We start from the raw sequence: 26988 nt of genomic DNA on the forward strand, positions 1-26988 counted from the left end.
ATGAACGCAGGCGCCGGGCATGGCTGGCAGGCCTACCTGCCGCTGCTGATCTTCGCAGGGATCATGGCCTGGCGCTTGCGCAACCTCCAGCGGGCGCGGCCCTTGCGGCTGCCTCTGCTGTGGATCATGCCGCTGATCGTGACGGCGGCGGTGTGCTTCGCGCTCGCCGCCATGCCGCCGAGTTTGTTCGGGTGGCTGGCGCTGGCGGCCGGCGTCGCGGTGGGCGGCGCTATCGGCATGCAGCGCTCGCGGCTGATGCGGCTGCACGTCGAGGGCGAAGGGGACGAGGCGCGCGTGATGGTGCGCCAGTCTCCGCTCGCGCTGATGCTGATCCTGGTGGTCTTTGCAGGCCGGCGCTTGCTGATACCGGGCGGCGGCATGGCGATGCAGGGCGGCCATCCTGCAGCGACGGCACTGCTCGTCACCGACGCGATGCTCGGCCTGGCCGTGGGGATGGTGGTCCTGAGCCGTCTGGTGCTGTGGCAGCGGGCCCGGGCCATGGTCGTGGCGCACGTCTTCGACGCCTGAGGGTCGATCGACCCTCCAGGCGCCGTGGTGCGGGGGTCAGTGGATGGCGTCCGATCCGGCCTGGCCGACGGACTGGATGTCGCGTCCCACGCCCTTGACGGTATTGCAGGCTGCCGCCGTCATCAGGATGCCGCCGGCGACGAGGGCGACGATAATCTTCTTGGTCATCTGGTACGCGTTCCCTTGCTGTAGACTGGGACCTGTTCGGAAACCGGTCGATTATCCCAGGTATGGGCGCAAGGGAAGGCCCGTCGACAAGGATGCAGGCGACCTTCGGTCGGTGGCGTGAAAGCCGCCTGCATGTCCCGTCGGATTAGTTGTTGATCGCTTCGTCGCCGGCCTTGCCGACCGACTCCACGTCGCGTCCGGCGCCCTTGACGGTGTTGCAGGCCGAGGCGGAGAGAACGATGCCGCCGGCGACGAGCGCGAGAACGAGCTTCTTGACCATGTTCGTGTTCCTTTTTTCCGGTGCGTCCGGGAGGGCCCGGTGCGCGCACTCGACAGAACACGCGGGTCGTGGTCAGGTTCCCTCGGTGTTCGCTTCTTCGGTCGCGCTTTCGTCGAGCGCGGAGGTCGGCGAGATGCGACGGGCGAGGAAATGCTCGCGCGAAGTGATGATGAGCCCTGCGGCGACGACGAGCGGTGCGCCCAGCCAGGTCGCGTATCCGGGGAGGTGGTCCCACAGGACCCAGCCGTACAGCGTCGACCAGATGAGCGCGGTGTAGTCCATCACCACGACGGTCGCCACCTGGCCGAAACGCAGTGCGGCCGTGAGGAGGAACTGCGCGCAGGCACCGCACAGGCCTATCGCCAGGAGCAGCAGCCATTCGTGGAGGCCGTGCGGGCGGGCGTAGAAGGGCAGCAGGACGGCGCTGAACAGCGAGCCGTAGAAGGCGAACCAGAACACGCAGGCGATCGGTGCCTCGGTCCGGGCGAGATCGCGGATCTGGAAGCTGATGATCGCCACCAGCACTCCGGCGCCGAGCCCGGCGGCGAGGCCCAGCGGCGGGACGGGCGCGGCGGCGGGCCCGGCGATCACCAGCACGCCGGCGAAGCCCAGCATGACGGCCGCCCAGCGCCACTGGCCCACGTGCTCGCGCAGCACCAGTGCGGTGATGAGCACCGCGAACAGCGGCGTCGTGAAGCCGAGCGTCGTCGCGACCGGCAGCGGCAGCAGCGTGGCCGCGCCGATGTTGCAGCACAGGCCCGCCGTGCCGCTGGTCGCGCGCAAGGCGTGGCTGCCCATCCGCCGCGTCTTCAGCAGGCCGAGCTTGCCCGTCGCCAGCAGCACGAGGCCGATGATCGGCAGGCTCATCGCCTGGCGCCAGAACACCAGCTCGGGCAGCGAGACGCCGGCCTCGCCCGCGATCTTGACCAGCATGAACATCGTCGAGAGCATTGCCATGGCCGCCAGTCGCAAGACGATCGCGAGCATCGGGCGCTCGGCGCGGGCGGTTTTGTGGGTGGATGTCACGAGATCGCGCTTTAACTCGCTAGCGCTTGGAGGCAAGGGCGGGCCATGGACAATTCGACCCGCATCATGGTCATTTTCGGCAGCCTCGCGGCGGCGCTCGCCTTCGTTGCGTGGCTGGGCGACCGTCGGCGCCATAACCGCAAGCACATCGATCGCGTGGGCTTCATGCCCTGGACGCCGATCTTCTTCTGGTCGCTGCTGGCAGCAGTGCTGCTGCTCGGCCTTTCGGCGCGCAAGGTGCTGGGGACCTAGGCACCGAAGTAATGTGAAGCGACGGTCGTGATCCTCCCTGCTTCGCCAGCGGAATGGGGAGCCTCCCTGACGACCAAATCCGCACGTTCAACTTTCTCGAACATGCCACCGTTCAAGAAAGTGGAACAAGTCGGTCGAATTTATCCGGCTGGGCAGCGGCTACCTTCGGTGGGAACAGCCACAAACCCCTCACTCCGCTGGAGATTTCAATGAAGCGTATCCTTGCGACGGCCGTCCTGGCCGCCTCCTTCGCCGTGTCCGCGCCGATCATCGCGCAGCAGGCCAACCAGAACGCCGTGCAAGTCGAGGCGGGCGACTATGCCCTCGACAGCGCGCACACGCTGGTGCGCTTCACCGTCGATCATTTCGGCATCAGCGAATTCTTCGGCACGCTTCCCGGCGCCAGCGGCACCCTGTCGCTCGATCCCAAGGCGATCGGTTCGGCGAAGCTCGACGTCTCTGTCCCGGTAGCCACGGTTTCGACCACCAACAAGACGCTGGACGAGGAACTGGTGAGCGCGGACTGGTTCGACGCCGCGAAGTACCCGACGATGCGGTTCGTCTCGACCAGGGTGGTCAAGACCGGCACCCGCACCGCGGACGTGACCGGAAACCTGACGCTGCATGGCATCACTCGCCCGGTGACGCTCAAGGCGACCTTCAAGGCCGCGGCGGTGAACCCGATGAAGAAGGTCTACACGCTCGGCTTCAACGCCACCGGCGTCATCAAGCGGACCGAGTTCGGCGTGAGCAAGTATGCACCGCTGGTGAGCGACGAGACGACGATCGCCATAACCGCCGCGTTCGAGAAGCAGTAAGAGGGCCAGGCCGTCGTCCCCGGGCGGGCCGGGGACGACGGTTCCTACAGGCAGGCCTCGAGATAGGCCTGGTCGAAGCCGAACTGGCGCGCCTTTTCCAGGGTGTAGGGGCGCAGGCCCGAGGGGCGGAACTCGCCGATGATCTTGCCCTCGTCGGTCTCGTCCAGGTACTCGAACTTGAACAGTTCCTGGGTGACGATGACGTCGCCTTCCATGCCGATCACTTCGGTGATGTTGGTGGTACGGCGCGAACCGTCGCGCAGGCGCTTGACCTGGACGATGAGGTCGACCGACTCCGCGATCTGGCGGCTGATCGCTTCCTTGGGGATCTTGATGTCGCCCATCAGGATCATGTTTTCCATACGTCCCAGGCACTCGCGCGGGGAGTTGGCGTGCAGCGTGCACATCGAGCCGTCGTGGCCGGTGTTCATCGCGGCAAGCAGGTCGAAGCATTCGGCGCCGCGGATTTCGCCCAGGATGATCCGGTCGGGGCGCATGCGCAGGGCGTTCTTGACGAGATCGCCGATGGTGATGGCACCCTGGCCCTCGAGGTTGGGCGGGCGGGTTTCGAGCGGCAGCCAGTGAGGCTGCTGCAGGCGCAGTTCCGCCGCGTCCTCGATCGTCAGCACGCGCTCGCCCGGGTCGATCATCTTCGACAGCGCGTTGAGCATCGTCGTCTTGCCCGAGCCCGTACCGCCCGAGATCACCACGTTCATGCGGCAGGCGCCGGCGATCTTGAGCGCGGTCGCCATCTTCTCGCTCATCGAACCGAAGTCCTTGAGCATGTCGATGGTGATCGGCTTTTCGGAAAACTTGCGGATCGAGATCGCGGTGCCGCGCAAGCTGAGCGGCGGCACGATGACGTTGACGCGGCTGCCGTCCTTGAGGCGGGCGTCGGCCAGCGGCGTGGTCTGGTCGACGCGGCGGCCGACCTGGTTGACGATGCGCTGGGCGATCTGGAACAAGTGCTGCTCGTCGCGGAACTTGGTGGGGGCGAGCTGCAGCTTGCCCTTCTTCTCGATGTAGGTCTGGTTCGGGCCGTTGACCATGATGTCCGAGATGTCGGGATCGTTGAGCAGCTCCTCCAGCGGGCCGAAGCCCAGCAGTTCGTCGATCAGCACCTTTTCCAGGGCGAACTGCTCGCGGCGGTTGAAGGTGATCTTCAGCTCGGCGAGGACCTCGACGATGATCGGGCGGAATTCCTCGGAGAGTTCGTCCTTGGTCAGCGTGGCGGCGGCTTCGGGATCGACGCGCTCGAGCAGGCGGGGGAGGACCTGTTCCTTGATCTTGTGGATCGATGCTTCGAAGCCGTTCTGTTCCGATGGCTCGTGGACCGCATTGGCGCGATCGGCGAGCCGGGACATGGCGTCGTCGCGCATGGCCGCGGCCGTGGTCGGCGCGCCGTCGCTGCCGGGCAGGGGCGGGAACTGGTCGCCGCCGCCCGGGATCGGCACCGCGCCGCCCGGTGCCGCAGCAGGCTTGTCCGAACCGCCCTTGAGCGGCTTGGCCACACCGAATGCGGGACGGGCTCCCTGGCCCATACCGCCCACACCGTTACGCCGACCGAATGCCGTCATGAAACCTTCAACCCTTCAGGCGCCCGTCGTCAATCCGGGCGTGAACCACTGCGAATGAAGGCGATGATTAAGGTTGAAACTTTGATAACTTACTAATGGCGCACGATTGCAGGACCACTATCGCAGGACAGGGACGCGCGTGAACGAGGACGAGCAGGTCTGCTGGCTCTGCGCCCGCCCGCTGGGGCGGCGGGTCGAGCGGCATCATCCGGTGCCGAAAAGCCGGGGAGGGCGCGAGACCGTGCCGCTCCATCCGATCTGCCACCGCACCATCCATGCCGCGTTGACCAATGCGCAACTGGCGAAGCTGGGACCCGACGTGGCGGCCTTGCTGGCCGTGGAGGATGTGGCGCGCTTCGTGCGCTGGGTCGCGGCCAAGCCGCCCGATTTCCATGCGCCGACGCGGAAGCGGGGGTGATCCCAAGACATGGGCGCGACGATCGTGCCGGGCCTTAACGCAAACGGGCGGGCGGCCTTCCAGCCACCCGCCCGCCTGTTGCGGATATGACCCGAAGGATCAGTTCTTGGTCTTGTCGACCAGCGCGTTCGCCGAGATCCAGGGCATCATGGCGCGCAGCTTGGCGCCGGTTTCCTCGATCGGGTGACGCAGGGCGGCCTTGCGGGCGGCCTTCAGCTCGGGCTGGCCGGCGCGGTTGTCCATGACGAAGGCCTTCACGAAGCGACCCGACTGGATATCTTCCAGAACGCGCTTCATTTCCTTCTTGGTCTCGTCGGTGATGATGCGCGGGCCGATCGTGATGTCGCCGTACTCGGCGGTGTTCGAGATCGAGTAGCGCATGTTGGCGATGCCGCCTTCATACATCAGGTCGACGATCAGCTTCAGCTCGTGGAGGCACTCGAAGTACGCCATCTCGGGAGCGTAGCCGGCTTCCACCAGCGTCTCGAAGCCGGCCTGGACCAGCGCGGTGGCGCCGCCGCAGAGCACGGCCTGCTCGCCGAACAGGTCGGTTTCGCATTCCTCGCGGAAGTTGGTCTCGATGATGCCCGAGCGGCCGCCACCGACGCCCGAAGCGTAGGCGAGAGCGATGTCGTGGGCGTTGCCGGTCACGTCCTGGTGGATCGCGACGAGGCAGGGCACGCCGCCGCCGCGCTGGTATTCGCTACGGACGGTGTGTCCCGGGCCCTTGGGGGCGATCATGATGACGTCGATGTCGGCGCGCGGCTCGATCAGGCCGAAGTGCACGTTGAGGCCGTGGGCGAAGGCCAGTGCCGCGCCGGGCTTCAGGTTCGCGTGAAGGTCCTCGGCGTAGATCGCGGCCTGGTGCTCGTCGGGCGCGAGGATCATGATGATGTCGGCCCACTTGGCCGCCTCGACGTTCGAGAGCACCTTGAAGCCGGCGCCTTCGGCCTTCTTCGCGGTGGCCGAACCTTCGCGAAGGGCGATGGCGACGTCCTTGACGCCCGAGTCGCGCAGGTTCTGGGCATGGGCGTGGCCCTGGCTGCCGTAACCGAGCACCGCGATCTTCTTGTCGGTGATCAGGTTGATGTCGCTGTCGGCGTCGTAATAGACCTTCATCGTTCTTTCCTCGTTCGTCATCCCGGACTGATCCGGGGTCGTGGTTTGGCTTCGGGCGGGGGCTGTCGGCATGGCTTGCGCCTAGAGACCGCCCGCGGTCCCGGGGCGAGCCCGGGACGACGTGAATTCGTTCAGGCTTCGCTGGCGCCGCGGATCATGCCGACGATGCCGGTGCGGCCCACTTCGACGAGGCCCAGGTCGCGCATAAGCGTGACGAAGGTGTCGATCTTGTCGGGCGCGCCGGTCAGCTCGAAGATGAAGCTCTCGGTCGTGGTGTCGACCGCCTTGGCGCGGAAGATGTCGGCGAGGCGCAGCGCCTCGACGCGCTTCTCGCCGGTGCCGGCGACTTTCACCAGCGCCAGTTCGCGCGCGACGTGCGGGCCCACTTCGGTGAGGTCGACGACCTTGTGCACCGGGACCAGCCGTTCGAGCTGGGCGTGGATCTGGTCGATCTGGCTGGGCGGGCCGTGCGTCACGATCGTGATCCGGCTCACCTCGTGGTTGTCGGTGATGTCGGCCACGGTCAGGCTGTCGATGTTGTAGCCGCGCGCGGTGAACAGGCCGGCGATCTTCGCCAGGATGCCCGCCTCGTTGTCGACCGTGACGGTCAGGACGTGGCGTTCCTCGGCTTCTTGCTGGATGTGCATCATTGTCCTCGTGCCTTCCTCAGACCAGCGCCTTGGCTTCGTCGTCCATGGTCCCGGCGACGTTGTCGCCATAGAGGATCATGTCGACGTGCGACGCGCCCGAGGGGATCATCGGGAAGCAGTTCGATTCCTTGTGGACCAGGCAATCGACGATCACCGGGCCGGGATGGTCGATCATCGCCTGGATGCCGGCGTCGAGTTCGCTCTCGTTCTCGATGCGGATGCCTTTCCAGCCATAGGCCTCGGCCAGCTTGACGAAGTCGGGCAGGCTGTCGGAGTACGAGTTCGAGAAGCGGCTCTCGTACGTCAGCTCCTGCCACTGGCGGACCATGCCCATCCACTCGTTGTTGAGGATGAAGACCTTGACCGGCAGGCGGTACTGCGTGGCGGTGCCCAGCTCCTGGATGTTCATCTGGATCGAGGCGTCGCCGGCGATGTCGATGACGAGGCTGTCGGGGTTGCCGCACTGCGCGCCGATCGCGGCGGGCAGGCCGTAGCCCATGGTGCCCAGACCACCCGAGGTCAGCCACTTGTTGGGGCTGAAGAACGGGAAGTGCTGAGCCGCCCACATCTGGTGCTGGCCGACCTCGGTGGAGATCACCGGGTCCTTGTCCTTGGTCAGCTCGTAGAGGCGCTGGATCGCGAGCTGGGGCATGATCGCCTCGTCGTTCAGCGGGAACGAGAGGCTCTTCTTCTCGCGCCAGCCGTCGATGCGGGCCTTCCACGCGGTCAGGTCCTGGCCCTTGCGGCTGCCCCATTCGGTGAGCATCTGCTCGAGCACGGTCGCGCAGTCGCCCACGATCGGCAGGTCGACGCGGACGGTCTTGTTGATCGACGAGCGGTCGATGTCGATGTGGATCTTCTTCGAATTGGGCGCGAAGGCGTCGAGGCGCCCGGTCACGCGGTCGTCGAAGCGGGCGCCGACGCACAGGATCAGGTCCGCCTGGTTCATCGCCAGGTTCGCCTCGTAAGTGCCGTGCATGCCCAGCATGCCCAGCCAGTCGGCGTGGTCGGCCGGGAAGGCGCCGAGGCCCATCAGCGTCGAGGTGACGGGCGCGCCGGTCCTGGCCTGCAGCGTGCGCAGCAGTTCGGTGGCGCGCGGGCCCGAATTGATGACGCCTCCGCCGGTGTAGAACACGGGCGCCTTGGCGTTGGCCAGCAGTTCGACGGCCTGTGCGATCTCCTCGGCCGATCCCTCGGTACGCGGGGCGTATCGCTGGCGGCGCTGGGTCGGGCCTTCGTTCCACACCGCGGTGGCGATCTGGACGTCCTTGGGGATGTCGATCAGCACCGGACCGGGGCGGCCGGTGGTGGCGATCTGGAACGCCTCGTCGATGATCGCGGCGAGGTCGGCCGGGTCCTTCACCAAGTAATTGTGCTTGGTGCAGTGGCGCGAGATGCCGACGGTGTCGGCCTCCTGGAACGCATCCGAGCCGATCAGCGCGGTCGGGACCTGGCCGGTGATGACGACCAGCGGGATCGAGTCCATGAACGCGTCGGCAATGCCGGTGATGGCGTTGGTCGCGCCCGGGCCGGAGGTGACGAGGACGACGCCGGGCTTGCCGGTCGAGCGCGCGTAGCCTTCGGCGGCATGGGCCGCGCCGGCCTCGTGGCGCACGAGGATGTGGCGCAGGCGCTCGTCACCGAAGAGGGCATCGTAGATCGGGAGCACGGCACCGCCGGGATAGCCGAATACGAATTCGACCCCCTGCTTGACCAGGCTTTCGACCAGGATGTTCGCGCCGCTGCGCTCTTCACTCACACCACGTTCCTTCTCATACCGTCTCGGCCGATTTCAGGGGGCCGGTTTCAGGGAGCGCGGCTTCGATGCGAAGCCCGGGCCCCCTAATGAATGCGACCCGGCACGACGGCTTGGCCGTACCGGGTCGTCCTCTCCTCCCTGCATAACTTCCAATCAGCAGGTGAAAGGGCCTCTAAGGGCGTCGATATGGCGCGTCAACCCAGAAAGCGAAATAAAATATCGTCGAAAGGCATTTCATTGTAATTTTGAAAGCCAAATCGCGGCCATTCGGATGGGGGCTGGTGTCGCAACCAGGTGAACTGCCGTTTTGCGTAGTTTCGGGTCGCCTGGGCCCCGCGCGACAGGCCTTCGTCGAGAGTGCACGTACCCGCCAGGACGCCTGCAAGTTCGGGCACGCCGATGGCGCGCATCACCGGCATCGCGGGATCGAGCCCGCGTGCGAGCAGGGCCTCGACTTCCGCAAGCGCACCGCGCTCGACCATGCGCTCGAAGCGCAAGTCGCAGCGGGCGTAGAGGGCGGCGCGCTCGGGCAGCAGGATCGCCGGGTGGAGGGCCAGGCCTGCGCCGATGCCGCCGCTGGTCTGCGCCTGCCAGTGGGCAAGGCCAAGCCCGGTCGAGCGCACCACTTCGAGCGCGCGGGCAATGCGGGTGGTGTCGGCAGGCGCGAGGCGGGCGGCGCGCTCGGGGTCTTCCTGGAGGAGCGCGGCATAGGCCTGGTCGACGGGCAGGGCGCGCACCGCCTCGCGGACCTCGGGGTCGATCGGCGGGACCGGGGCGATGCCATCGAGCAGCGTGCGTATGTAAAGGCCGGTGCCGCCGACGAGGATCGGCACCGCGCCTTCGCTGTGCACTTCGGCGATGGTCTCGCGCGCCGCCCGGGCCCAGTCGGCGGCGGAACACCCTTGCGCGCCGTCCCAGGCGCCGAACAGGCGGTGCTCGATGCCGCCCATTTCCTCCACCGTCGGGCGTGCGCTCAGTACCGCGAGGTCGGCATAGACCTGCGAGCTGTCGGCGTTGACCACGACCGCGTACCGGCCGCGCCGTTGCAGTTCCTGCGCCAGCGCCACCGCACAATCGCTCTTGCCGCTGGCGGTCGGCCCTGCGATGAGCGCCAGCGGCGGCCGGTCTCCGGCGGCGATATCGTATGGCGTATCGAGGAATTTCGTAGTGCTCATTGCCCGGCTGATAGCAGAACCGGACCACCTTTCGGCAAGAACTCGAGGCGGCGAAAGCGCAGATGGCAGGCGCCGGTGTACGGATCGCCGATGCCTCGATGCTCGATTTCTGCGGCCAGACCATGCAGATCGATTCGCCCGATGACGATGCCGCGGCCCTGCGCGCGGCGCTCGACGGGCATTTCCACCCCACCGACGGCCTCGTCTGCACCGACGAGCCGATCGTGCCGCGCCTGTTCATCTCGGACATGGACTCGACCATGATCGGCCAGGAATGCATCGACGAGCTGGGCGATTTCGCGGGCCTCAAGGAGCGCATCGCCGCGATCACCGAGCGGGCGATGCAGGGCGAGCTGGACTTCGAGCAGGCCCTGCGCGAGCGGGTCGGGCTGCTGGCGGGACTTTCCACCGGCGCGATCGACGAATGCCTCGCCACGCGCATCCGGCCGATGCCGGGCGCCAGGGTCCTGGTCGAAACGCTCAAGAAGCTGGGCTGCCGCACCGTGCTGGTGACCGGCGGCTTCCACCACTTCGCCGATCCCGTGGCCGAGCAGCTCGGCTTCGAGCACGTCGTCGGCAACCGTCTCGAAGTCGCGGGCGGAAAGCTGACTGGGGGCCTTGCGGGCGGGATCGTCGATTCCGCCGTCAAGAAGGCGACGCTGCTCGCCGAAATGGCGATGCTGGGCGAAAGCGCGACGAGCCTTGCCACCGGCGACGGCGCCAACGACATCCCGATGCTGGAAGCGGCGAGCTACGGCATCGCCTACCACGCCAAGCCCAAGGCCCGCGCCGCCGCGAACGGCTGGATCGATCGCGGCGACCTCACCAGCGTGCTGCGCCTGCTGGGCATCCCGCAAAGCCAGTGGGTGGGGTGAGAAGACGGCGTCGTCCCCGGTTCGAGCCCGGGACGATGGGCGCCCGCTCCGCTCGAACTCGGCCCCGTTTCATGCTTTAACTCCTGCGAACCCCGTCGCAGGAGCGCGCATGTCGGCCGGCCTCAAGCATCCCCGATACTTCCTGTTCCTGGGCGTACTCGCGCTCGCCGCGCCGGCGTTCACGCTGCTGCTGCGGGGGGAGGAGGCGGTGATCGCAGGGTTCGACCTGGCGGTCTTCGCTTTCGCCGCCTCCTGCGTGCCGCTGTGGCGGTCGGGTCAGGCCGAAGTCATGCGCCGGCAGGCGCGGCGGGACGATGCCGGGCAGGCCCTTCTGCTGGTGCTCAGCGGTCTGGTGAGCGTCGTGGTGCTGGTGGCGCTCAGCCTGCTGATCCTCGACAAGAACAGTCTCGGCGTGGGCGGGATCGCGTTGCTGGTGGTGACGCTGATGGCGAGCTGGACGTTCACCAACCTCATCTTCGCGTTCCATTACGCGCGGCTCTATTATTCGCCCCATGGCGGCGGGGATCACGAAGGTCTCGATTTTCCAGGTGGTTGCACGCCGGATTTCTCGGATTTCGTGAACTTCTCGTTCGTGATCGGGATGACCTGCCAGACCGCCGACATCACCATCACCAAGGCGGCGGTGCGGCGGATCACGACGTTTCACGGGTTGTTCGCGTTTGCCTTCAACCTCGGGATACTGGCGTTGAGCGTGAACGTGCTGGCGAGCGGGTAGAGCCACGTCGTCCCGGGTCGAGCCCGGGACGACGGAGAGTATCAGGCTTCCATCCAGTCCTTGAAGAAGGCCTCGTTGGCCTTGCGCAGGGCCTCGATTTCCACGCCGGCGACCTTGGTTCCGCCGACGGTGCCGATCTTGACCGCACCCGGCAGTTCCGTCCCGGCAGGTGCCGTCAGCACGTAGCGCGACTGGTCCTCGCCGAAGGCCTGCGCCGTGGTCAGCTCCGCATCGAGCGTGCAGCCCAGGCCGCTGGCGAGCGCCATTTCCGCGAGCGCGACGATCAGGCCGCCATCGCTGACGTCGTGGACGGCGGTGACCTTGCCTTCGCCGATCCAGCCGCGCACGAAGCCGCCGTTGGCGCTTTCGGCCTTGAGGTCGACGATCGGCGCGTCACCCGCCTCGCGGCCGGCGATGTCCTTGAGCCACAGCGACTGGCCCAGGTGCGTGCCTTCGCCGCCGAAGAGGAACACGTCCTCGCCCTCGGCCTTGAAGGCGATGGTGGTCATCTTTTCATGGTCGACCAGCAGGCCGACGCCGCCGATCGCGGGGGTCGGCAGAATGGCCGAGCCGCCGCCGGTGGCCTTCGATTCGTTGTAGAGCGACACGTTGCCCGAGACGATCGGGTAGTCGAGCGCGCGGCAGGCATCGCCCATGCCGTTCAGGCAGCCGACGATCTGCGCCATGATCTGGGGCCGCTGCGGGTTGGCGAAGTTGAGGCAGTTGGTGATCGCGAGCGGCAACCCGCCGACCGCGCTTATGTTGCGGTAGGTCTCGGCGACCGCCTGCTTGCCGCCCTCGTAGGGATCGGCGTAGCAGTAGCGGGGCGAGCAGTCGGTGCTGATCGCCAGCGCCTTCTTCGTGCCGTGGACGCGCACCACGGCCGCGTCGCCGCCCGACTTCTGCATCGTGTCGGCGCCGACCTGGCTGTCGTACTGCTCCCAGATCCACCGCCGCGAGGCCAGGTCCGCGCCGCCCATGAGCTTGAGCAGGTCCGCGCCGATATCGGTCGTGGCGGGCACGTCGCCGAGCGCCGGGACGGCGGCCCAGGCCTTGTATTCCTCGGCGGTGACGTAAGGGCGCTCGTATTCCGGCGCATCGTCCGCAAGGGGGCCAAGCGGGATGTCGCAGACCACTTCGCCGTTGAATTCGAGGACCATGTGGCCCCCGTCCGGCCCGGCCTCGGTCACTTCGCCGATCACCGCGAAGTCGAGTTCCCACTTGGTGAAGATCGCCTCGGCCATGGCTTCCTTGCCCGGCTTGAGGACCATCAGCATGCGCTCCTGCGATTCGGAGAGCATCATCTCGTAAGGCGTCATCGCCTCTTCGCGGCAGGGCACCTTGTTCATGTTGAGGCGGATGCCGGCGCCGCCCTTGCTGGCCATCTCTACCGAAGAGGAGGTGAGGCCTGCCGCGCCCATGTCCTGGATCGCGACGATCGCGTCGGTCGCCATCAGTTCGAGGCATGCCTCGATCAGCAGCTTCTCGACGAAGGGATCGCCGACCTGCACGGTCGGGCGCTTCTCGTCGATGTCGTCGCCGAAGTCGGCGCTGGCCATGGTGGCGCCATGGATGCCGTCGCGGCCGGTCTTCGAGCCGACGTAGACGATCGGATTGCCCACCCCGGTCGCGGCCGAGTAGAAGATCTTGTCGGTATCGGCGACGCCCACGGTCATCGCGTTGACCAGGATGTTGCCGTCGTAGGCCTTGTGGAAGTTGGTCTCGCCACCGACGGTGGGCACGCCCACGCAGTTGCCGTAGCCGCCGATCCCTGCGACCACGCCCTTGACGAGGTGCTTCATCTTCGGGTGGTCGGGCCGGCCGAAGCGCAGTGCGTTCATGTTCGCCACCGGGCGCGCGCCCATGGTGAAGACGTCGCGCAGGATGCCGCCCACGCCCGTCGCCGCGCCCTGGTAGGGCTCGATGTAGCTGGGGTGGTTGTGGCTCTCCATCTTGAAGATCGCCGCCTGGCCGTCGCCGATGTCGATGATGCCGGCGTTCTCGCCGGGGCCGCAGATCACCCAGGGCGCCTCGGTGGGGAGCTTCTTGAGGTGGAAGCGGCTCGACTTGTAGGAGCAGTGCTCCGACCACATGACCGAGAAGATGCCGAGTTCGACGAGGTTCGGCTCTCGTCCCAGCGCATGCAGGACGCGCTCGTATTCCTCGGGGTTGAGGCCATGTGCCTCGACGACTTCAGGGGTGATCGTGCTCATGGGGGTGCGCCTTAGCCATGTCGGTGCGGCTGCGCTAGATGGCTTTGGCATCGAGGCGCGACGATGTTCGGCCGGGCCGTGCTTTTCACGCGAGCATGAAAGGAGAGAGGAGCTCACGCGAAGGCGTGAAGGCGCAGAGACGGCGTGCCGCGCCGCAGCCCTTGGTCCGCTCTCCCGAGCGCGGCGGGTCGTGCTGCGTTCGCATGAAAAACGGCCGCGCCGGGCCGGACGAACTGTTTGCGTCCTGGCGCGAGACCCGTCTTCCCGTACCCCCACTGCTGGTAATTTCCCCGGCTGCCACCTTGACCGGCCCCATCCGGCCCGCCATTGCTGCGGCATGGCTTCCCAACCGCAAACCATCGATACCCTGAGCTTCGAAGACGCCCTGAGGGCGCTGGAAACCATCGTGCGCCAGCTCGAGAGCGGCGACGTGCCGCTGGAGGATTCGATCTCGCTCTACGAAAAGGGCGAGAAGCTGCGCCTCCACTGCCAGAAGCGGCTCGACGCTGCCCAGGCGCGCATCGAGCGGATCGTCGCCGGGCCGGACGGTACGGCGACCGGCACTCAGCCCTTCGATCTGTGAACGCCGTGGGCGTCACCGATTCGCTGTTGGCCGAAGGCCTCGCGCGCATCGCCGAAGAGATCGACAGCGCCTTCGACGCGCTGCTTCCCGTTCCCGACGATGCCCGTGCGCGCCTTGTCGAGGCGATGCGCTATGCCGCGATCGGCGGCGGCAAGCGGCTGCGGCCGCTGCTGCTGGCCTCGGTGGCCGAAATGTACGGCGTCCAGCGCGAGGCGGCGATCCGGGCCGGCATCGCGATCGAGGCGATCCACGTCTATTCGCTGATCCACGACGACCTGCCGTGCATGGACGACGATGCCCTGCGCCACGGCAAGCCGACGCTCCACCTGGCCTTCGACGAGGCGACGGCGGTGCTGGCGGGCGATTCGCTCCATGCCTTCGCTTTCGAGGTGCTCGCCGATCCCGCCACCAGCCCCGATCCGTTCACCCAGATCGAACTGGTCCGCACGCTCGGGCACGCCAGCGGCGCGCAGGGGATGGCGGGTGGCCAGATGATGGACCTCGTGGCGGAAACCAGCGAGTTCGACCTGCAGACCGTCACTCGCCTGCAACAGCTCAAGACCGGCGCGCTGCTCGGCGCGGCGGTGGAGATGGGCGCTATCCTGGGGCGCATCCAGCCCGAGGCACGCACGCACTTGCGCGGCTACGCCCGCGACATTGGCCTGGCCTTCCAGATCGCCGACGACCTCATCGACCACGAGGGCGACGCTGCCGTCGCCGGCAAGGCGGTGGGCAAGGACGCGGTGGCGGGCAAGGAGACTTTCGTGTCCCTGCTCGGCCCCGAGCGCGCGCGGGAGCAGGCGCGGATGCTCGTCGAACAGGCGGTCGGGCATCTCGCCCAGCACGGGCGCGAGGCCGACCTGCTGCGTGCCGTGGCGCGCTACATCATCGAGAGGGATCACTGATGAGCGTCAAGGAATCCGGGCGTATCGGCGTCTATCCCGGCACGTTCGACCCTATCACCCTGGGTCATGCCGACATCATCCGGCGCGGCGCCAAGCTGGTCGACAAGCTGATTATCGGCGTCACCACCAATCCGTCGAAGAACCCGCTGTTCACGCCGCAGGAGCGCATCGCCATGGTCGAGCGCGAAGCGGCGGCGCTGGGTATCGAGAACGTCTCGGTGGTGGGGTTCAACGCGCTGCTGATGAAGTTCGCGCAAGTGCAGGGCGCCAACGTGATCGTGCGCGGCCTGCGCGCGGTGGCGGACTTCGAATACGAATACCAGATGGCGGGCATGAACCAGCAGCTCAACTCCACCATCGAGACGGTATTCCTGATGGCGGACGTCGGCCTGCAGCCGATCGCCTCCAAGCTGGTGAAGGAAATCGCGATGTTCGGGGGGGACATCGCCAAGTTCGTAAGCCCCGCGGTGCGCGAGGACGTGGTGTCGCGGATCGCCCAGAACGGGCTCCTCGGGGACTACTGAGTTTGCGCAGGTTGGCGGGCCTGGCCGAATTCATTCGCAAATTCGTTCATTGTATCGACAGCGGCCGCGCTCTATCGCCCCAATCCTGGGATCGGCCGGGTCCTTCACATAATTGGCCAGTGAGTAATCCATGAAGTTTCGTCTCCCCCTGACTGCATTGATGCTCGGCGCTGCGCTCGTGGGCGCACCGGCTTTCGCGAAGGACAAGGAGCCGGTCACGCCGACGCCTACCGCGCTGCCGACGGTGATCGACACCGACATCACCCACGATCCCGACAATGTCCTGCTGCTCGACCTGTCGGACGGGGGCCGCGTCGCCATCCGCCTGATGCCGCAGTGGGCCCCGCACCATATCGAGCGGATCAAGACGCTGACCAAGCAGGGCTTCTACAATGGGGTGATCTTCCACCGCGTGATCGAAGGCTTCATGGCGCAGACCGGCGATCCGACCGGAACCGGCCAAGGCGGCTCGCCGCTGCCCGACCTCGAGGCCGAGTTCAATTCGATGCCGCACTTGCGCGGCACCGTGTCGATGGCCCGCACCAACGAGCCGAACAGCGCCAACAGCCAGTTCTTCATCGTATTCTACCCGCGCTTCGCGCTCGATCACAAGTACACCGTGTTCGGCCGCGTGATCGCCGGCATGAACTACGTCGACGCGATCCAGCGCGGCGAACCGCCGCAGAACCCGACCAAGGTGCTCCAGGCCTCGCTCGCCTCGGAGAACAAGCCGGCCCCGGCCGCGCCGGTCGCCCCGGCGGCGCCCGCAGTGCCGACCGCGGCGCAGTTGAACAACTCGACCTCGAACTGAAGGTTTGCGTCGTCCCGGGCTCGACCCGGGACCGTGGGCGACCCTCGAGGCGATCACGCGCGGCAGCGCGTACCAGCGCGCGATTTTCCTCGGGAACGGCCCAGGGGCCCGGGTCGCACCCGGGACGACGCGCGCGCTCGCTTGCCCAATGCCCCCCACTGGTCTAGCGCGCCCGGCCATGCGCGTTGACCTTTTCGACTTCGACCTTCCGCCCGAGAGCATTGCCCTGCGCCCCGCGCGCCCGCGCGATGCCGCCAAGATGCTGGTGGTGGACGGGCAGGGCGATTTCCTCGACCGCCAGGTCTGTGACCTTCCCGGGGCACTGCGTCCCGGCGACGTGCTGGTGTTCAACGACACCCGCGTCATCCCCGCCCAGCTCGAAGGCGTGCGCCCCAGTGCCCAGGGCGAGGCCCGCATCGGCGCCACCCTGCACAAGCGCATCGACCTGCGTCGCTGGCAGGCGTTCATCCGCAACGCCAAGCGCCTGAAGGCTGGCGACGTCATCGCCTTCCCCGCCAACGTCACCGCCATCGCCGAGGAACGCCACGACGACGGTAGCTGGACGCTGGCTTTCGGCGGCGACGAGCCGGTCGAAGTCCTGCTCGAACGCGCCGGCCGCATGCCGCTGCCGCCCTACATCGCCGGCAAGCGCCCTACCGACGAGGCCGACGCCAGCGACTACCAGACGATGTTCGCCCGCGAGAAGGGCGCCGTCGCCGCCCCCACGGCGGCGCTGCACTTCACGCCCGGACTGGTCGAGGCGCTCGACGCTGCCGGGATCGCGCGCGAAACGCTGACTCTCCACGTCGGCGCGGGCACGTTCCTGCCGGTCAAGGCGGACGACACCACCGAGCACCGCATGCACGCCGAATGGGGCCGCATCGATGCCGCCACCGCCGATCGCCTCAACGCCGTGCGCGCTGCCGGCGGCCGGCTGATCGCGGTCGGCACCACGTCGCTGCGCCTCCTCGAGAGTGCGACCGGGGACGACGGCGTGATCCGTCCGTTCGAGGGCGACACCGCGATCTTCATTACGCCGGGCTACCGCTTCAAGGCGATCGACGGGCTGATGACCAACTTCCACCTGCCCAAGTCGACGCTGTTCATGCTGGTCTCGGCACTGATGGGGCTGGAGCGGATGCAGGCGGTCTACGCCCATGCCATCGCGGGCGGCTATCGCTTCTACAGCTACGGGGATTCGTCGCTGCTGCTGCCGTGACGGGCCGGTCGATACCCCCGTTCCGGGTTTGTCATTAAATTTTTGTAAGGCTTTCAGTCACACCCTTTGCCCTTCGATCGGGGCGAGGGATGCGGCGTGAAACTTGTGGTCTTCATTGCATTGTCCTGCGTGGCCGTGCCCGCGGCCCGGGCCGAGGATTTCAGCGGCGTCGCGCGCGCGGTGGACGGAGATTCCCTGACCGTCGACGGCCGGAGGGTCCGCCTGTTCGGCATCGACGCGCCGGAATATCGACAGACCTGCCGCGTCGGCTGGAGCAACTGGGCCTGCGGTTCCGATGCAGCGGCGGCGATGCGCTCGATGATCGACGGCCGGCAACTCGACTGCGCCAGCGTCGACCACGACGTCTACGGGCGAACGGTCGCCAATTGCCGGGTCGAGGGCATCGACCTGGCAGCGGCGATGATCGACAAGGGTCTCGCCATCGTCCTGGACAACGCGCCCGAGGCCTACTTCTCGCGGCAAGCACGGAGCAAGTCCGGCAACACCGGAATCTGGGCATCGCAGTTCGATACCCCGGCGACCTACCGGGCGGCCAATCCGCGCACCTCTGCCGAGCCGGTCCCGCTGGTGTCGAATCGCGCTCCCGCCCGGTTCGTCTCGACGACGCGGGTTGCCCGCCCGGCATTTCGCAATTGCGCCGAGGCCCGTGCCGCCGGTGCGGCTCCCGTCCGCGCGGGCCAGCCGGGCTACGGCCCGCACCTCGACGGCGATGGCGACGGCATCGGCTGCGAGCCCTACCGGGGGCGGTGACGGGTATCGTAGAAATCCGCTGCACTGCAAAAGATAGCTGCGGAAGGGACTTGGAACCGAGCCGATTCCGCCCCATTCAGACGCCATGCAATCCATTCTCGAAATTCGTGGCCTTACCAAGACGTACAAGGGCGGCTTCACCGCGCTCAAGGGCGTCGACCTCAGCATCAACAAGGGCGAGATCTTCGCGCTGCTCGGGCCCAACGGCGCCGGCAAGACGACGCTGATCGGCGCGGTCTGCGGCATGGTCCGGCCGACTTCCGGCACCATCCATACGTTCGGGGAGGACATGGGCAAGCACTGGCGCACCTTGCGCGCGCGCATCGGTCTCGTGCCGCAGGAACTGGCGACCGACATGTTCGAGCCGGTCCTGCGCTCGGTGAACCATTCGCGCGGGCTGTTCGGTCTCGCGCCCAACCCGGCGCTGATCGAGGAGATCCTGCGCGCGCTCAGCCTGTGGGAGAAGCGCGACGCGCAGATCCGCACGCTCTCGGGCGGCATGAAGCGCCGCGTCCTGATCGCCAAGGCGCTGGCGCACGAGCCGGAACTGCTGTTCCTCGACGAGCCGACCGCCGGCGTCGACGTCGAACTGCGCCGCGACATGTGGAAGCAGATCGCTCTCCTGCGCGAACGCGGGACGACCGTGATCCTCACCACCCACTACATCGAGGAAGCCGAGGAGATGGCCGACCGCGTCGGTATCATCCGGGGCGGCGAAATCCTGATGGTCGACGAGAAGGCGGCGATGATGGAGCGCCTCGGCCGCACCGAGGCGCTCATCACGCTCGCGGTGCCGCTGGCCGAAGTGCCCGAGGGGCTGTCCGCCTATCCGGTGTCGCTGATCCAGGACGGCACAGTGCTCTGCTATCGCGGCGGCGGCGGCGAGGGGGCCGGCGCGGGCACGGCCGAAGTCGCCGAACTGACCAAGGCGCTCACCCGCGCCGGGATCGACTACACCGCGATCGATATCCACGAATCGAGCCTGGAGGACATCTTCGTGAACCTGCTCGAAGGCCCCGAAGCACCTGCGCAGGGAGCCGCCGCATGAGCCTGTTCAACGCCCGTTCCGCCTGGACCATCTACAAGCAGGAACTGATGCGCGCCTTCCGCACGGCGATGCAGTCGATCCTGGCGCCTGTGCTCACCACCACGCTCTATTTCGTCGTCTTCGGTGCCGCCATCGGCAGCCAGATGAGCGGCGGGGTCGGGGGCGTGAACTACGGCGCGTTCATCGTGCCGGGCCTGCTGCTGCTGACGATCCTGGGCGAGAGCACGTCCAACGCCAGCTTCGGCATCTACATGCCGCGCTTCACCGGGGCGATCTACGAGCTGCTGTCGGCGCCCGTGGGCGTGGGCGAGACGCTGGTCGGCTTCGTCGGCGCGGCGGCGACCAAGTCGCTGATCCTCGCCGCTATCATCCTGGTCACCGCCAGCTTCTGCGTCGACTACACGATCGCCCATCCGTTCTACGCGTTCTGCTATATCCTGCTGGTCTCGGCCAGTTTCTCGCTCTTCGGGTTCATCCTGGGCATCTGGGCCGACAGCTTCGAGAAGCTGACGATCGTGCCGATGCTGATCCTCACCCCGCTGACGTTCCTGGGCGGCACGTTCTATTCGATCGACACGCTTCCCGACCCGTGGCGGCAGGTGGCGATGGCCAATCCGATCGTCTACCTCGTCAACGGACTGCGCTGGACGTTCTATGGCACCTCCGACGTGCCGATCGGACTGTCGGTCGCCTTGACGTTGCTTTTCCTCGCGATTTGCGTCGGGTTCATCACCTGGGTCTTCCAGACCGGGTGGCGCTTGCGGACGTGATCGGTTAGTTTGCACCCATGACGATGCACCGCAGGGTTCTCGCCACGCTTCCCTTCCTGATGCTCGCCGTTCCCGCCCATGCGCAGGAACCGGCGACGCCACTCATCATCCTGCCGGAGGTGCCTCCGCCGCCGCTGGTGCTGGACTTGCCCGACTATCCGGCGTTCGTGCCCCTCATCAAGGCCGATAAGCCGCGCCTTGCCCGGCAGGTGCGCGCCATGCTCGACGCGGCGATGGAGACCGACGACAGCGCCGCCGTCGCCGCCGTGGTCAAGTTCGCGCAGGCGACCCAGCCTTACGACAAGGACGAGATCAAGGAGTTGCACCGCGCCTACCTCGATCGCCGCGCCAGGGAACTCGCCGCCAAGACCGAGGCCGAGCGCGAACGCATCCGCCGCTCCGGCCCGCTGGAGCTGTGGAAAGGCCAGGTCGAGCTGGGCGCCTTCAGGGCGACCGGCAACACCGACAACTTCGGCTTCACCGCCGCTCTCAAGCTCGATCGCAAGGGGCTGGAGTGGGAGCACATCATCCAGGCCAATGCCGACTACCAGGAAGACCGCAAGGTCGTCACGCGCGAGCAGTATTCGGCCAGCTACCAGCCGCGCTACACGCTGAACGACGGCTTCTTCACATATGCCCGCACGCAATACGAGCGTGACCGCATCCAGGGCTTCGAGGATCGCTACACGCTCTCGGGCGGCCTGGGTTATCGCGTGCTCAACGGGCGCACGATGACCTTGTCGTTGGAAGCGGGTCCGGCCGTTCGCCGGGTGAACTACGTGGACGAGCCGAACGAGACGACATGGTCGGTGCTCACCTCGGTCGATTTCGACTGGAAGATCAACCCGCAGCTCAAGCTCACCCAGGACGCGACCAGCTACGTGGGCTCGGACAACAATACCTTCACCTCGCTCACCGCGCTCGAGTCGGGGCTGGTGAAGGGGCTCAAGGCCAAGCTGTCCTATTCGATCGAGCACGAGACCTCGCCGCCGGACGGATCGCTCAAGACCGACACGATCTCGCGCTTCTCGCTGGTCTACGGGTTCTGATTTGAGTAACGGGCGGGGCATGAAGCCCCGTTTCCAGTTCACCATCGCCGCCACCGACGGCAAGGCCCGCACCGGCGCCATCCAGATGCGTCGCGGCGAGATCCGCACGCCCGCCTTCATGCCGGTCGGCACCGCCGCCACCGTGAAGGCGATGAAGCCGCAGGACGTGCGCGCCACCGGCGCCGACATCATCCTGGGCAACACCTACCACCTCATGCTGCGCCCCGGCGCCGAGCGCGTCGCACGGCTGGGGGGGCTGCACAAGTTCATGAACTGGGACCGCCCGATCCTCACCGACAGCGGCGGCTACCAGGTGATGAGCCTGTCTGACTTGCGCAAGATCACCGAGGAGGGCGTGACGTTCGCCAGCCACATCGACGGCTCGCGCCACATGCTCAGCCCGGAACGCTCGATGGAGATCCAGCGCCTGCTGGGGTCCGACATCGTCATGTGCTTCGACGAGTGCCCCAAGATCGACCAGCCCCGCGACGTGATCGCCAGGTCGATGGAAATGTCGATGCGCTGGGCCAGGCGCAGCCGCGACGCCTTCGATGCGGGTGGCGATCATGCCGAGGCTTCGGCGCTGTTCGGCATCCAGCAGGGCGCGCTCGACGAAAGTCTGCGCAAGACCAGCGCCGATGCGCTGGCCGAGATCGGCTTCGACGGCTACGCGATCGGCGGCCTTGCCGTGGGCGAGGGGCAGGAGGCGATGTTCGCCACGCTCGACTTCGCGCCGGGCCAGCTTCCCGCCGACCGCCCGCGCTACCTGATGGGCGTGGGAAAGCCCGACGACCTCGTCGGCGCGGTGGAGCGCGGGGTCGACATGTTCGACTGCGTGCTGCCCACCCGGTCGGGCCGCAACGGGCAGGCCTTCACCTGGGGCGGCCCGCTCAACATGCGTAACGCCCGCCATGCCGAGGATACCGGCCCGGTCGACCCGCGCTGCTCGTGCCCCACTTGCGGAACCTACAGCCGGGCTTACCTGCACCACCTCATCAAGGCCGGCGAAATGCTCGGCGCGATCCTGCTGACCGAGCACAACATCTCGTTCTACCAGCAACTCATGCAAGGCATGCGCGATGCGATCGCGGAGCATCGCTTCGCAGCTTTCGCGGACGATTTCCGGCGGGACTATTTCAATCGGGAATGACGCCGGGAATGCCGCCGTCCGGACCTGATCCGGGACTGCGGGCAAGGCCGAACGCCTTCCAAGGCAACCGGGCGCGGCAATTGCAGGCCGATCGGGGGAAACCCCGATCCTTTATCCCGTCGCCCTCGTCCGCCCCGCGTCAGGGAAGCGGAACGGATGACGTGTAGATCCGAAAAGTAGGGAGCCGTCAGGCCGCAGCCGGCTTGTGGGCATCCTCGCCTGCGTGGGCTATTTCCAGCATCGTCTCCACGTAGGCGACGAACCTGCCGGTCATCTCGTCGAGGAAGCCGGCACCGATCTCGCAGGCGTGGCGCTGGGCGGTCTTGAGGTCGGCGTACCATTTTCCGGTGCGGTGCGGGGTGATGAAACGATAGCGTGTCATGGTATCGGGTTAATGCCGTGAGCTTGTTGCAGTTCCCAGACAAGTGCCGCGAATCGTGTAATTTTTCGTGTCGAATGGGCATGCGAAAAGGGCGGCCCCGAAGGACCGCCCTTTGCTTGTTCGGTATCCCGAAGGAGCCGGATCAGCGCGAGTAGAACTCGACGACCAGGTTCGGTTCCATCTTCACCGGGTAAGGCACTTCGTCGAGCGTCGGGACGCGCACGAAAGTGATCTTGTCGGTGCCGTCCTGGGCGACGTAGTCGGGAACTTCGCGCTCGGGCAGGTTCTGGGCTTCGATGATGAGCGCCATTTCCTTGGCCTTGTTGCCGAGGGTGATGACGTCACCGACGCGAACGCGACGCGAGGCGATGTTGCACTTCACGCCGTTGACGCGGATGTGGCCGTGCGAGACGATCTGGCGGGCCGAGAAGATGGTCGGCGCGAACTTGGCGCGGTATACGACCATGTCCAGGCGCTGCTCGAGCAGGCCGATCAGGTTCTGGCCGGTGTCACCCTTCATGCTCGACGCTTCCTGGTAGGTGCGCTTGAACTGCTTCTCGGTGACGTCGCCGTAGTAGCCCTTGAGCTTCTGCTTGGCGCGCAGCTGCAGACCGTAGTCCGAAACCTTGCTCTTGCGGCGCTGGCCGTGCTGGCCCGGGCCGTAGCTGCGGCGGTTGACCGAGCTCTTGGGACGGCCCCAGATGTTCTCGCCCATGCGACGGTCGAGTTTGTACTTCGAGGCTTTACGCTTCGACATGTGTCTACTTCCATTCTGCTGCCGCGCGGCCACCGTGGCTGCGCGATCCGTAGTTTTCCGGGGTGCACCATCCAGCCTAATGCGCTGGATGCGGCCGCCGCTTCACCGGAGTGCGGGGCCGATTGGACGAGCCTGCCCCGGAAGGGGTGGGCGCCATGTGAGGGGTGGCCCATACGGGTTCACGGGCCAATGTCAAGCAAATGACACCCGATTGGGGCGCAAACCGCGCCGGGATCATCGGTTGCCGCGCGCCTGCCTTGCGCATCAATTGTACTTGAGGGCCCGCGCGCTCTGGATGTTGTCGATCTGGGAATGGTTGTCGTCGGACTTTGCCGTCTCGAGCTGCTGCCATTGTGCGGCGGTCAGGCAGGTGCGCTTGCGCAGGGCCGATCCGGTGCGCGCTTCGAAGCGGCACACCTTCTTTTCGATTTCCGGCTTGGCGGCGTCCTTGGCCCGATCATCGGCAAGGGCCGGCGCGCCGACGGACAAGGCCAGAAGGGTCGGCAATGCATATCGAATGATCGGAAATACCGCCCCGTTATCGATACGTGGCAGTATGGAATCCGGCAGGTTCGTTTGCCAGCGGCACTTGCGCCGCTATCGACCTGTCGCGCGCTTCAGTCCTGCACCGGATCGCCGTGCCCGGGCTCGATCGGCACCGGCTTGCGCGGCTTGCGATTGCCGCCCAGGGCGCTGAGGACGCCGCGCATGGTGCGTACTTCCAGGCTGTTCCAGGCCGGCTTGGTCAGCATGTTGCGAAGCGTGCGCTTCGTCGCGCCCGCGCGGCTTTCGGGATAGAAATAGCTGGTCGGCTCCAGCAGGCGCTCGAACTGCCCGATCATGCCTTCCAGTTCCTCCTGCGGGGCAGGGGGGAGCAGGTCCTCGATCGTGGGCTGGGCCAGGCCCACGCCCTTCGACCATTCGTACGCGCACAGGATCACCGCCTGGGCGAGGTTGAGCGAGGCGAACTGCGGATTGATCGGCACCGTCAGGATCGCGCGGGCCAGCGCCACGTCCTCGGTCTCCAGGCCCGAACGCTCGGGACCGAACACGTAGGCCGAGCGGCCCGGCGCGGTGTGGACCTCGCGAGCCGCCTGCTCGGGCGTGACCACCGGCTTGGTGACGCCGCGCTTGCGCACGGTGGTGGCGTAGACGTTGGCGCAGTCGGACACGGCCTCGGCCAGCGTCTCGAACACTTCGGCATGTTCCAGCACTTCGTCCGCGCCCGCAGCGGCCGGACCGGCCGAGGGGTTGGGCCAGCCGTCGCGCGGAGTGACGAGGCGCAGCTCGGTCAATCCGAAATTGAGCATCGCGCGCGCGGCCTTGCCGATGTTCTCGCCCAGTTGCGGCCGGACGAGCACGATCACGGGCCGCTTCACTTCAATTGACGCCGACATCGCGCACCGTTCCTGCAAAATCTTCGAAATCCTTCGCCTCGTTGAAGGCGCGGTAGACGCTGGCGAAGCGGATGTAGGCCACCGAATCGAGCTGGCGCAGCCCTTCCATCACCAGTTCGCCGATGACACGCGAGGGCACTTCGGTCTCGCCCGAGGTCTCGACCTGGCGCTGCACGCCCGATACGAGGCGATCGATCTGCTCGCGCCCGATGCCGCGCTTGCGACAGGCGAGCGTGACCGACTGCTCGATCTTGGCGCGGTCGAACGGTTCGCGGCGCGGTTCGCCATGGGCGTCGGTGCTCTTGACCACGACGATCTCGCGGAGCTGGACGCGCTCGAACGTGGTGAAGCGGGCGCCGCAGCTCGAGCACTGGCGCCGCCGGCGGATCGCGGTGGCATCCTCGGTCGGGCGGCTGTCCTTGACCTGGGAATCGTCGTGGGCGCAAAAAGGACAGCGCATTCAGGCAGGTGCTTTCGGAAACGAAGCGATCATTCCGGTCGGACGCGCTTGTAGAACTTGTAGCCCGCGCCTGCCGCCAGCCCGAGGCCGATCGAGACGAACGGCAGGAACGCACCTGCGATCGCGCCCGCAGCGCCCCAGATCAGTACCGGCTTGGTCGAGGGATGGCTCAGGCCATCGCTCAGCATTCCGGCGAGTTCCTGGCGGGCATCGGTCACGAAGTCGCCGGAGTTCTGGGGGCGCTGGGGGTCGGTCATCTTGGTCAGTCCTCGTAGATGGGGAAACGATCACACAGCGCTTCAACGCGCGTGCGCACGTTCTGCTCCACCTGAGCGTCGCCTGCTTCACCGCACTTGGCAAGACCGTCGAGGACGTCGGCGACCATGTTGCCGATCTCGCGGAACTCTTCCGGGCCGAAACCGCGGGTGGTGCCGGCGGGCGAGCCGACGCGGATGCCGCTGGTCTTCATCGGCGGCAGCGGGTCGAACGGGATGCCGTTCTTGTTGCAGGTGATGCCGGCGCGCTCGAGCGCCTCGTCGGCGTCCTTGCCGGTGACGCCCAGCGGCGAGAGGTCGACGAGCGCCAGGTGCGTGTCGGTGCCGCCCGAGACGATCGCGGCGCCGCGCGCGGCCAGCGTGTCGGCGAGGACCTTGGCGTTCTCGATGACGCGCTTGGAGTAGTCCTTGAACTCGGGCCGCAGCGCTTCGCCGAAGGCCACCGCCTTGGCGGCGACGACGTGCATCAGCGGGCCGCCCTGGAGACCAGGGAAGACCGCCGAGTTGATCTTCTTGGCCAGCGCCTCGTCGTTGGTCAGGATCATGCCGCCACGGGGGCCGCGCAGCGTCTTGTGCGTGGTGGTGGTGGCGATGTGCGCGTGCGGGAAGGGCGAGGGGTGTTCGCCCGCCGCGACGAGGCCGGCGAAGTGCGCCATGTCGACCTGGAAGATCGCGCCCACCGCATCGGCGATCTCGCGCATGCGCTTGAAGTCGATGATGCGCGGATAGGCGGAGCCGCCGGCGATGATGAGCTTGGGGTTGTGCTCGCGTGCGAGCGCCTCGACCTGGTCGTAGTCGATCAGGTGGGTGTCGCGGGTGACGCCGTACTGCACGGCGTTGAACCACTTGCCCGAAAGCGCGGCCTTGGCGCCGTGGGTGAGGTGGCCGCCGGCATCCAGGCTCATGCCCATGACGGTGTCGCCGGGCTTGACGGTCGCGAGAAGGACCGCGCCGTTGGCCTGGGCACCCGAGTGGGGCTGGACGTTGGCGAAGCCGCAGCCGAACAGCTTCTTGGCGCGCTCGATGGCGAGGGTTTCGACCGCGTCCGAAGGCTCGCAGCCCTGGTAGTAGCGCTTGCCGGGATAGCCTTCGGCGTACTTGTTGGTCAGCACCGAGCCCTGCGCCTCGAGCACCGCCTTGGAGACGATGTTTTCCGAAGCGATCAGTTCGATCTGCTTGCGCTCGCGCTTCAGCTCATGGCCGATTGCCTTGGCGACGTCGGGATCGCTCTGCGCGATCGTGTCGGTGAAGAAGCCGGGTGAACGGATGGCGGTTTCTACGGTCATGGTTCTG

At 66.9% G+C, this 26988-nt stretch carries 32 protein-coding genes; 16 read left to right on the plus strand and 16 right to left on the minus strand.

Going from position 1 to position 26988, the window contains the following annotated elements; genetic code table 11:
* Positions 1-528, plus strand: coding sequence for a DUF1453 domain-containing protein (locus tag ACFFDA_RS13315; protein WP_404480935.1), 528 nt, complete (start codon positions 1-3; stop codon positions 526-528).
* A 36-nt stretch (positions 529-564) separates the two neighbouring features.
* On the opposite strand, the gene ACFFDA_RS13320 is transcribed toward ACFFDA_RS13315, so the two are convergent.
* The 3 genes from ACFFDA_RS13320 to ACFFDA_RS13330 all read right to left on the minus strand — a co-directional run bounded on the left by ACFFDA_RS13320 (position 565) and on the right by ACFFDA_RS13330 (position 2002).
* Complete coding sequence (locus ACFFDA_RS13320) at positions 565-696, minus strand: entericidin A/B family lipoprotein (RefSeq protein ID WP_404480936.1); 132 nt, start codon at positions 694-696, stop codon at positions 565-567.
* 145 nt (positions 697-841) lie between these two features.
* Entirely contained in the window at positions 842-976 is a 135-nt protein-coding gene (locus tag ACFFDA_RS13325) for an entericidin A/B family lipoprotein (protein WP_404480937.1), read from the minus strand.
* 72 nt (positions 977-1048) lie between these two features.
* Positions 1049-2002: a DMT family transporter gene (locus ACFFDA_RS13330; protein WP_404480938.1), complete on the minus strand. Its 954-nt coding sequence runs from the start codon at positions 2000-2002 to the stop codon at positions 1049-1051.
* 45 nt (positions 2003-2047) lie between these two features.
* On the opposite strand from ACFFDA_RS13330, the gene ACFFDA_RS13335 reads away from it, so the two are divergent.
* Entirely contained in the window at positions 2048-2254 is a 207-nt protein-coding gene (locus ACFFDA_RS13335) for a hypothetical protein (RefSeq protein WP_404480939.1), read from the plus strand.
* 209 nt (positions 2255-2463) lie between these two features.
* On the plus strand, positions 2464-3072 hold the full coding sequence (locus ACFFDA_RS13340) for a YceI family protein (protein WP_404480940.1): 609 nt from the start codon (positions 2464-2466) through the stop codon (positions 3070-3072).
* Between the two features lie 44 nt (positions 3073-3116).
* On the opposite strand, the gene ACFFDA_RS13345 is transcribed toward ACFFDA_RS13340, so the two are convergent.
* A complete protein-coding gene (locus ACFFDA_RS13345) occupies positions 3117-4649 on the minus strand; it encodes a CpaF family protein (RefSeq protein WP_404480941.1) in 1533 nt (510 codons plus the stop codon).
* 139 nt (positions 4650-4788) lie between these two features.
* Here ACFFDA_RS13345 and ACFFDA_RS13350 point away from each other — a divergent pair, with 139 nt between their 5' ends.
* Positions 4789-5067, plus strand: coding sequence for an HNH endonuclease (locus ACFFDA_RS13350; protein ID WP_404480942.1), 279 nt, complete (start codon positions 4789-4791; stop codon positions 5065-5067).
* Positions 5068-5166: 99 nt separating this feature from the next.
* Here ACFFDA_RS13350 and ilvC read toward each other — a convergent pair whose 3' ends face one another.
* From ilvC to miaA, 4 genes are all read right to left on the minus strand, one after another.
* Complete coding sequence (ilvC, locus tag ACFFDA_RS13355; protein WP_404480943.1) at positions 5167-6186, minus strand: ketol-acid reductoisomerase; 1020 nt, start codon at positions 6184-6186, stop codon at positions 5167-5169.
* Positions 6187-6317: 131 nt separating this feature from the next.
* The gene (gene ilvN / locus ACFFDA_RS13360; RefSeq protein WP_404480944.1) at positions 6318-6836 is read right to left on the minus strand and encodes an acetolactate synthase small subunit; all 519 of its coding nucleotides are present in this window, start codon (positions 6834-6836) and stop codon (positions 6318-6320) included.
* Between the two features lie 16 nt (positions 6837-6852).
* Positions 6853-8595 (minus strand): biosynthetic-type acetolactate synthase large subunit, encoded by a 1743-nt coding sequence (gene ilvB / locus ACFFDA_RS13365; RefSeq protein WP_404480945.1) that lies wholly within the window; start codon positions 8593-8595, stop codon positions 6853-6855.
* 194 nt (positions 8596-8789) lie between these two features.
* Positions 8790-9770, minus strand: a complete 981-nt coding sequence (gene miaA / locus ACFFDA_RS13370) for a tRNA (adenosine(37)-N6)-dimethylallyltransferase MiaA (RefSeq protein ID WP_404480946.1) — start codon at positions 9768-9770, stop codon at positions 8790-8792.
* Between the two features lie 62 nt (positions 9771-9832).
* On the opposite strand from miaA, the gene serB reads away from it, so the two are divergent.
* Positions 9833-10645, plus strand: coding sequence for a phosphoserine phosphatase SerB (gene serB, locus ACFFDA_RS13375; RefSeq protein WP_404480947.1), 813 nt, complete (start codon positions 9833-9835; stop codon positions 10643-10645).
* A 109-nt stretch (positions 10646-10754) separates the two neighbouring features.
* Positions 10755-11381, plus strand: a complete 627-nt coding sequence (locus ACFFDA_RS13380; RefSeq protein WP_404480948.1) for a DUF1345 domain-containing protein — start codon at positions 10755-10757, stop codon at positions 11379-11381.
* 41 nt (positions 11382-11422) lie between these two features.
* Here the strand turns inward: ACFFDA_RS13380 and purL are convergent, their stop codons facing one another.
* On the minus strand, positions 11423-13594 hold the full coding sequence (gene purL / locus ACFFDA_RS13385) for a phosphoribosylformylglycinamidine synthase subunit PurL (RefSeq protein ID WP_404480949.1): 2172 nt from the start codon (positions 13592-13594) through the stop codon (positions 11423-11425).
* A gap of 337 nt (positions 13595-13931) precedes the next feature.
* On the opposite strand from purL, the gene ACFFDA_RS13390 reads away from it, so the two are divergent.
* The 10 genes from ACFFDA_RS13390 to tgt all read left to right on the plus strand — a co-directional run bounded on the left by ACFFDA_RS13390 (position 13932) and on the right by tgt (position 22424).
* Positions 13932-14177 carry an exodeoxyribonuclease VII small subunit gene (locus ACFFDA_RS13390; protein ID WP_404480950.1) on the plus strand — a complete coding sequence of 82 codons (246 nt, stop codon included), beginning with the start codon at positions 13932-13934 and terminating at the stop codon, positions 14175-14177.
* Positions 14174-15082, plus strand: coding sequence for a polyprenyl synthetase family protein (locus ACFFDA_RS13395; RefSeq protein WP_404480951.1), 909 nt, complete (start codon positions 14174-14176; stop codon positions 15080-15082). Before ACFFDA_RS13390 ends, ACFFDA_RS13395 begins: the two co-directional genes overlap by 4 nt.
* A complete protein-coding gene (gene coaD, locus ACFFDA_RS13400; RefSeq protein WP_404480952.1) occupies positions 15082-15606 on the plus strand; it encodes a pantetheine-phosphate adenylyltransferase in 525 nt (174 codons plus the stop codon). The genes ACFFDA_RS13395 and coaD overlap by 1 nt, the downstream gene beginning before the upstream one ends.
* Positions 15607-15736: 130 nt before the next feature.
* Entirely contained in the window at positions 15737-16417 is a 681-nt protein-coding gene (locus ACFFDA_RS13405) for a peptidylprolyl isomerase (protein WP_404480953.1), read from the plus strand.
* A gap of 178 nt (positions 16418-16595) precedes the next feature.
* Positions 16596-17636, plus strand: coding sequence for a tRNA preQ1(34) S-adenosylmethionine ribosyltransferase-isomerase QueA (gene queA / locus ACFFDA_RS13410; protein ID WP_404480954.1), 1041 nt, complete (start codon positions 16596-16598; stop codon positions 17634-17636).
* A 96-nt stretch (positions 17637-17732) separates the two neighbouring features.
* Entirely contained in the window at positions 17733-18407 is a 675-nt protein-coding gene (locus tag ACFFDA_RS13415; protein ID WP_404480955.1) for an excalibur calcium-binding domain-containing protein, read from the plus strand.
* An 85-nt stretch (positions 18408-18492) separates the two neighbouring features.
* Positions 18493-19455, plus strand: coding sequence for an ABC transporter ATP-binding protein (locus ACFFDA_RS13420; RefSeq protein WP_404480956.1), 963 nt, complete (start codon positions 18493-18495; stop codon positions 19453-19455).
* Positions 19452-20225 (plus strand): ABC transporter permease, encoded by a 774-nt coding sequence (locus tag ACFFDA_RS13425; RefSeq protein WP_404480957.1) that lies wholly within the window; start codon positions 19452-19454, stop codon positions 20223-20225. Before ACFFDA_RS13420 ends, ACFFDA_RS13425 begins: the two co-directional genes overlap by 4 nt.
* Before the next feature lie 17 nt (positions 20226-20242).
* Positions 20243-21274, plus strand: coding sequence for a YdiY family protein (locus ACFFDA_RS13430; protein WP_404480958.1), 1032 nt, complete (start codon positions 20243-20245; stop codon positions 21272-21274).
* A gap of 19 nt (positions 21275-21293) precedes the next feature.
* Entirely contained in the window at positions 21294-22424 is a 1131-nt protein-coding gene (tgt, locus tag ACFFDA_RS13435) for a tRNA guanosine(34) transglycosylase Tgt (protein WP_404480959.1), read from the plus strand.
* 187 nt (positions 22425-22611) lie between these two features.
* Here the strand turns inward: tgt and ACFFDA_RS13440 are convergent, their stop codons facing one another.
* The 7 genes from ACFFDA_RS13440 to glyA all read right to left on the minus strand — a co-directional run bounded on the left by ACFFDA_RS13440 (position 22612) and on the right by glyA (position 26981).
* The gene (locus tag ACFFDA_RS13440; RefSeq protein ID WP_404480960.1) at positions 22612-22806 is read right to left on the minus strand and encodes a hypothetical protein; all 195 of its coding nucleotides are present in this window, start codon (positions 22804-22806) and stop codon (positions 22612-22614) included.
* Positions 22807-22948: 142 nt separating this feature from the next.
* Positions 22949-23563 (minus strand): 30S ribosomal protein S4, encoded by a 615-nt coding sequence (gene rpsD, locus ACFFDA_RS13445; protein WP_404480961.1) that lies wholly within the window; start codon positions 23561-23563, stop codon positions 22949-22951.
* Positions 23564-23827: 264 nt separating this feature from the next.
* On the minus strand, positions 23828-24070 hold the full coding sequence (locus ACFFDA_RS13450; RefSeq protein ID WP_404480962.1) for a hypothetical protein: 243 nt from the start codon (positions 24068-24070) through the stop codon (positions 23828-23830).
* A 110-nt stretch (positions 24071-24180) separates the two neighbouring features.
* The gene (locus tag ACFFDA_RS13455) at positions 24181-24960 is read right to left on the minus strand and encodes an RNA methyltransferase (RefSeq protein ID WP_404480963.1); all 780 of its coding nucleotides are present in this window, start codon (positions 24958-24960) and stop codon (positions 24181-24183) included.
* Positions 24944-25420: a transcriptional regulator NrdR gene (nrdR, locus tag ACFFDA_RS13460; RefSeq protein ID WP_404480964.1), complete on the minus strand. Its 477-nt coding sequence runs from the start codon at positions 25418-25420 to the stop codon at positions 24944-24946. Before nrdR ends, ACFFDA_RS13455 begins: the two co-directional genes overlap by 17 nt.
* Before the next feature lie 29 nt (positions 25421-25449).
* The gene (locus tag ACFFDA_RS13465) at positions 25450-25677 is read right to left on the minus strand and encodes a hypothetical protein (protein WP_404480965.1); all 228 of its coding nucleotides are present in this window, start codon (positions 25675-25677) and stop codon (positions 25450-25452) included.
* Between the two features lie 5 nt (positions 25678-25682).
* Positions 25683-26981, minus strand: coding sequence for a serine hydroxymethyltransferase (gene glyA, locus ACFFDA_RS13470; protein ID WP_404480966.1), 1299 nt, complete (start codon positions 26979-26981; stop codon positions 25683-25685).
* Positions 26982-26988 lie beyond the last annotated feature (7 nt).

It is taken from the genome of Novosphingobium sp. BL-52-GroH (assembly GCF_044813085.1).
GTDB lineage: Bacteria > Pseudomonadota > Alphaproteobacteria > Sphingomonadales > Sphingomonadaceae > Novosphingobium.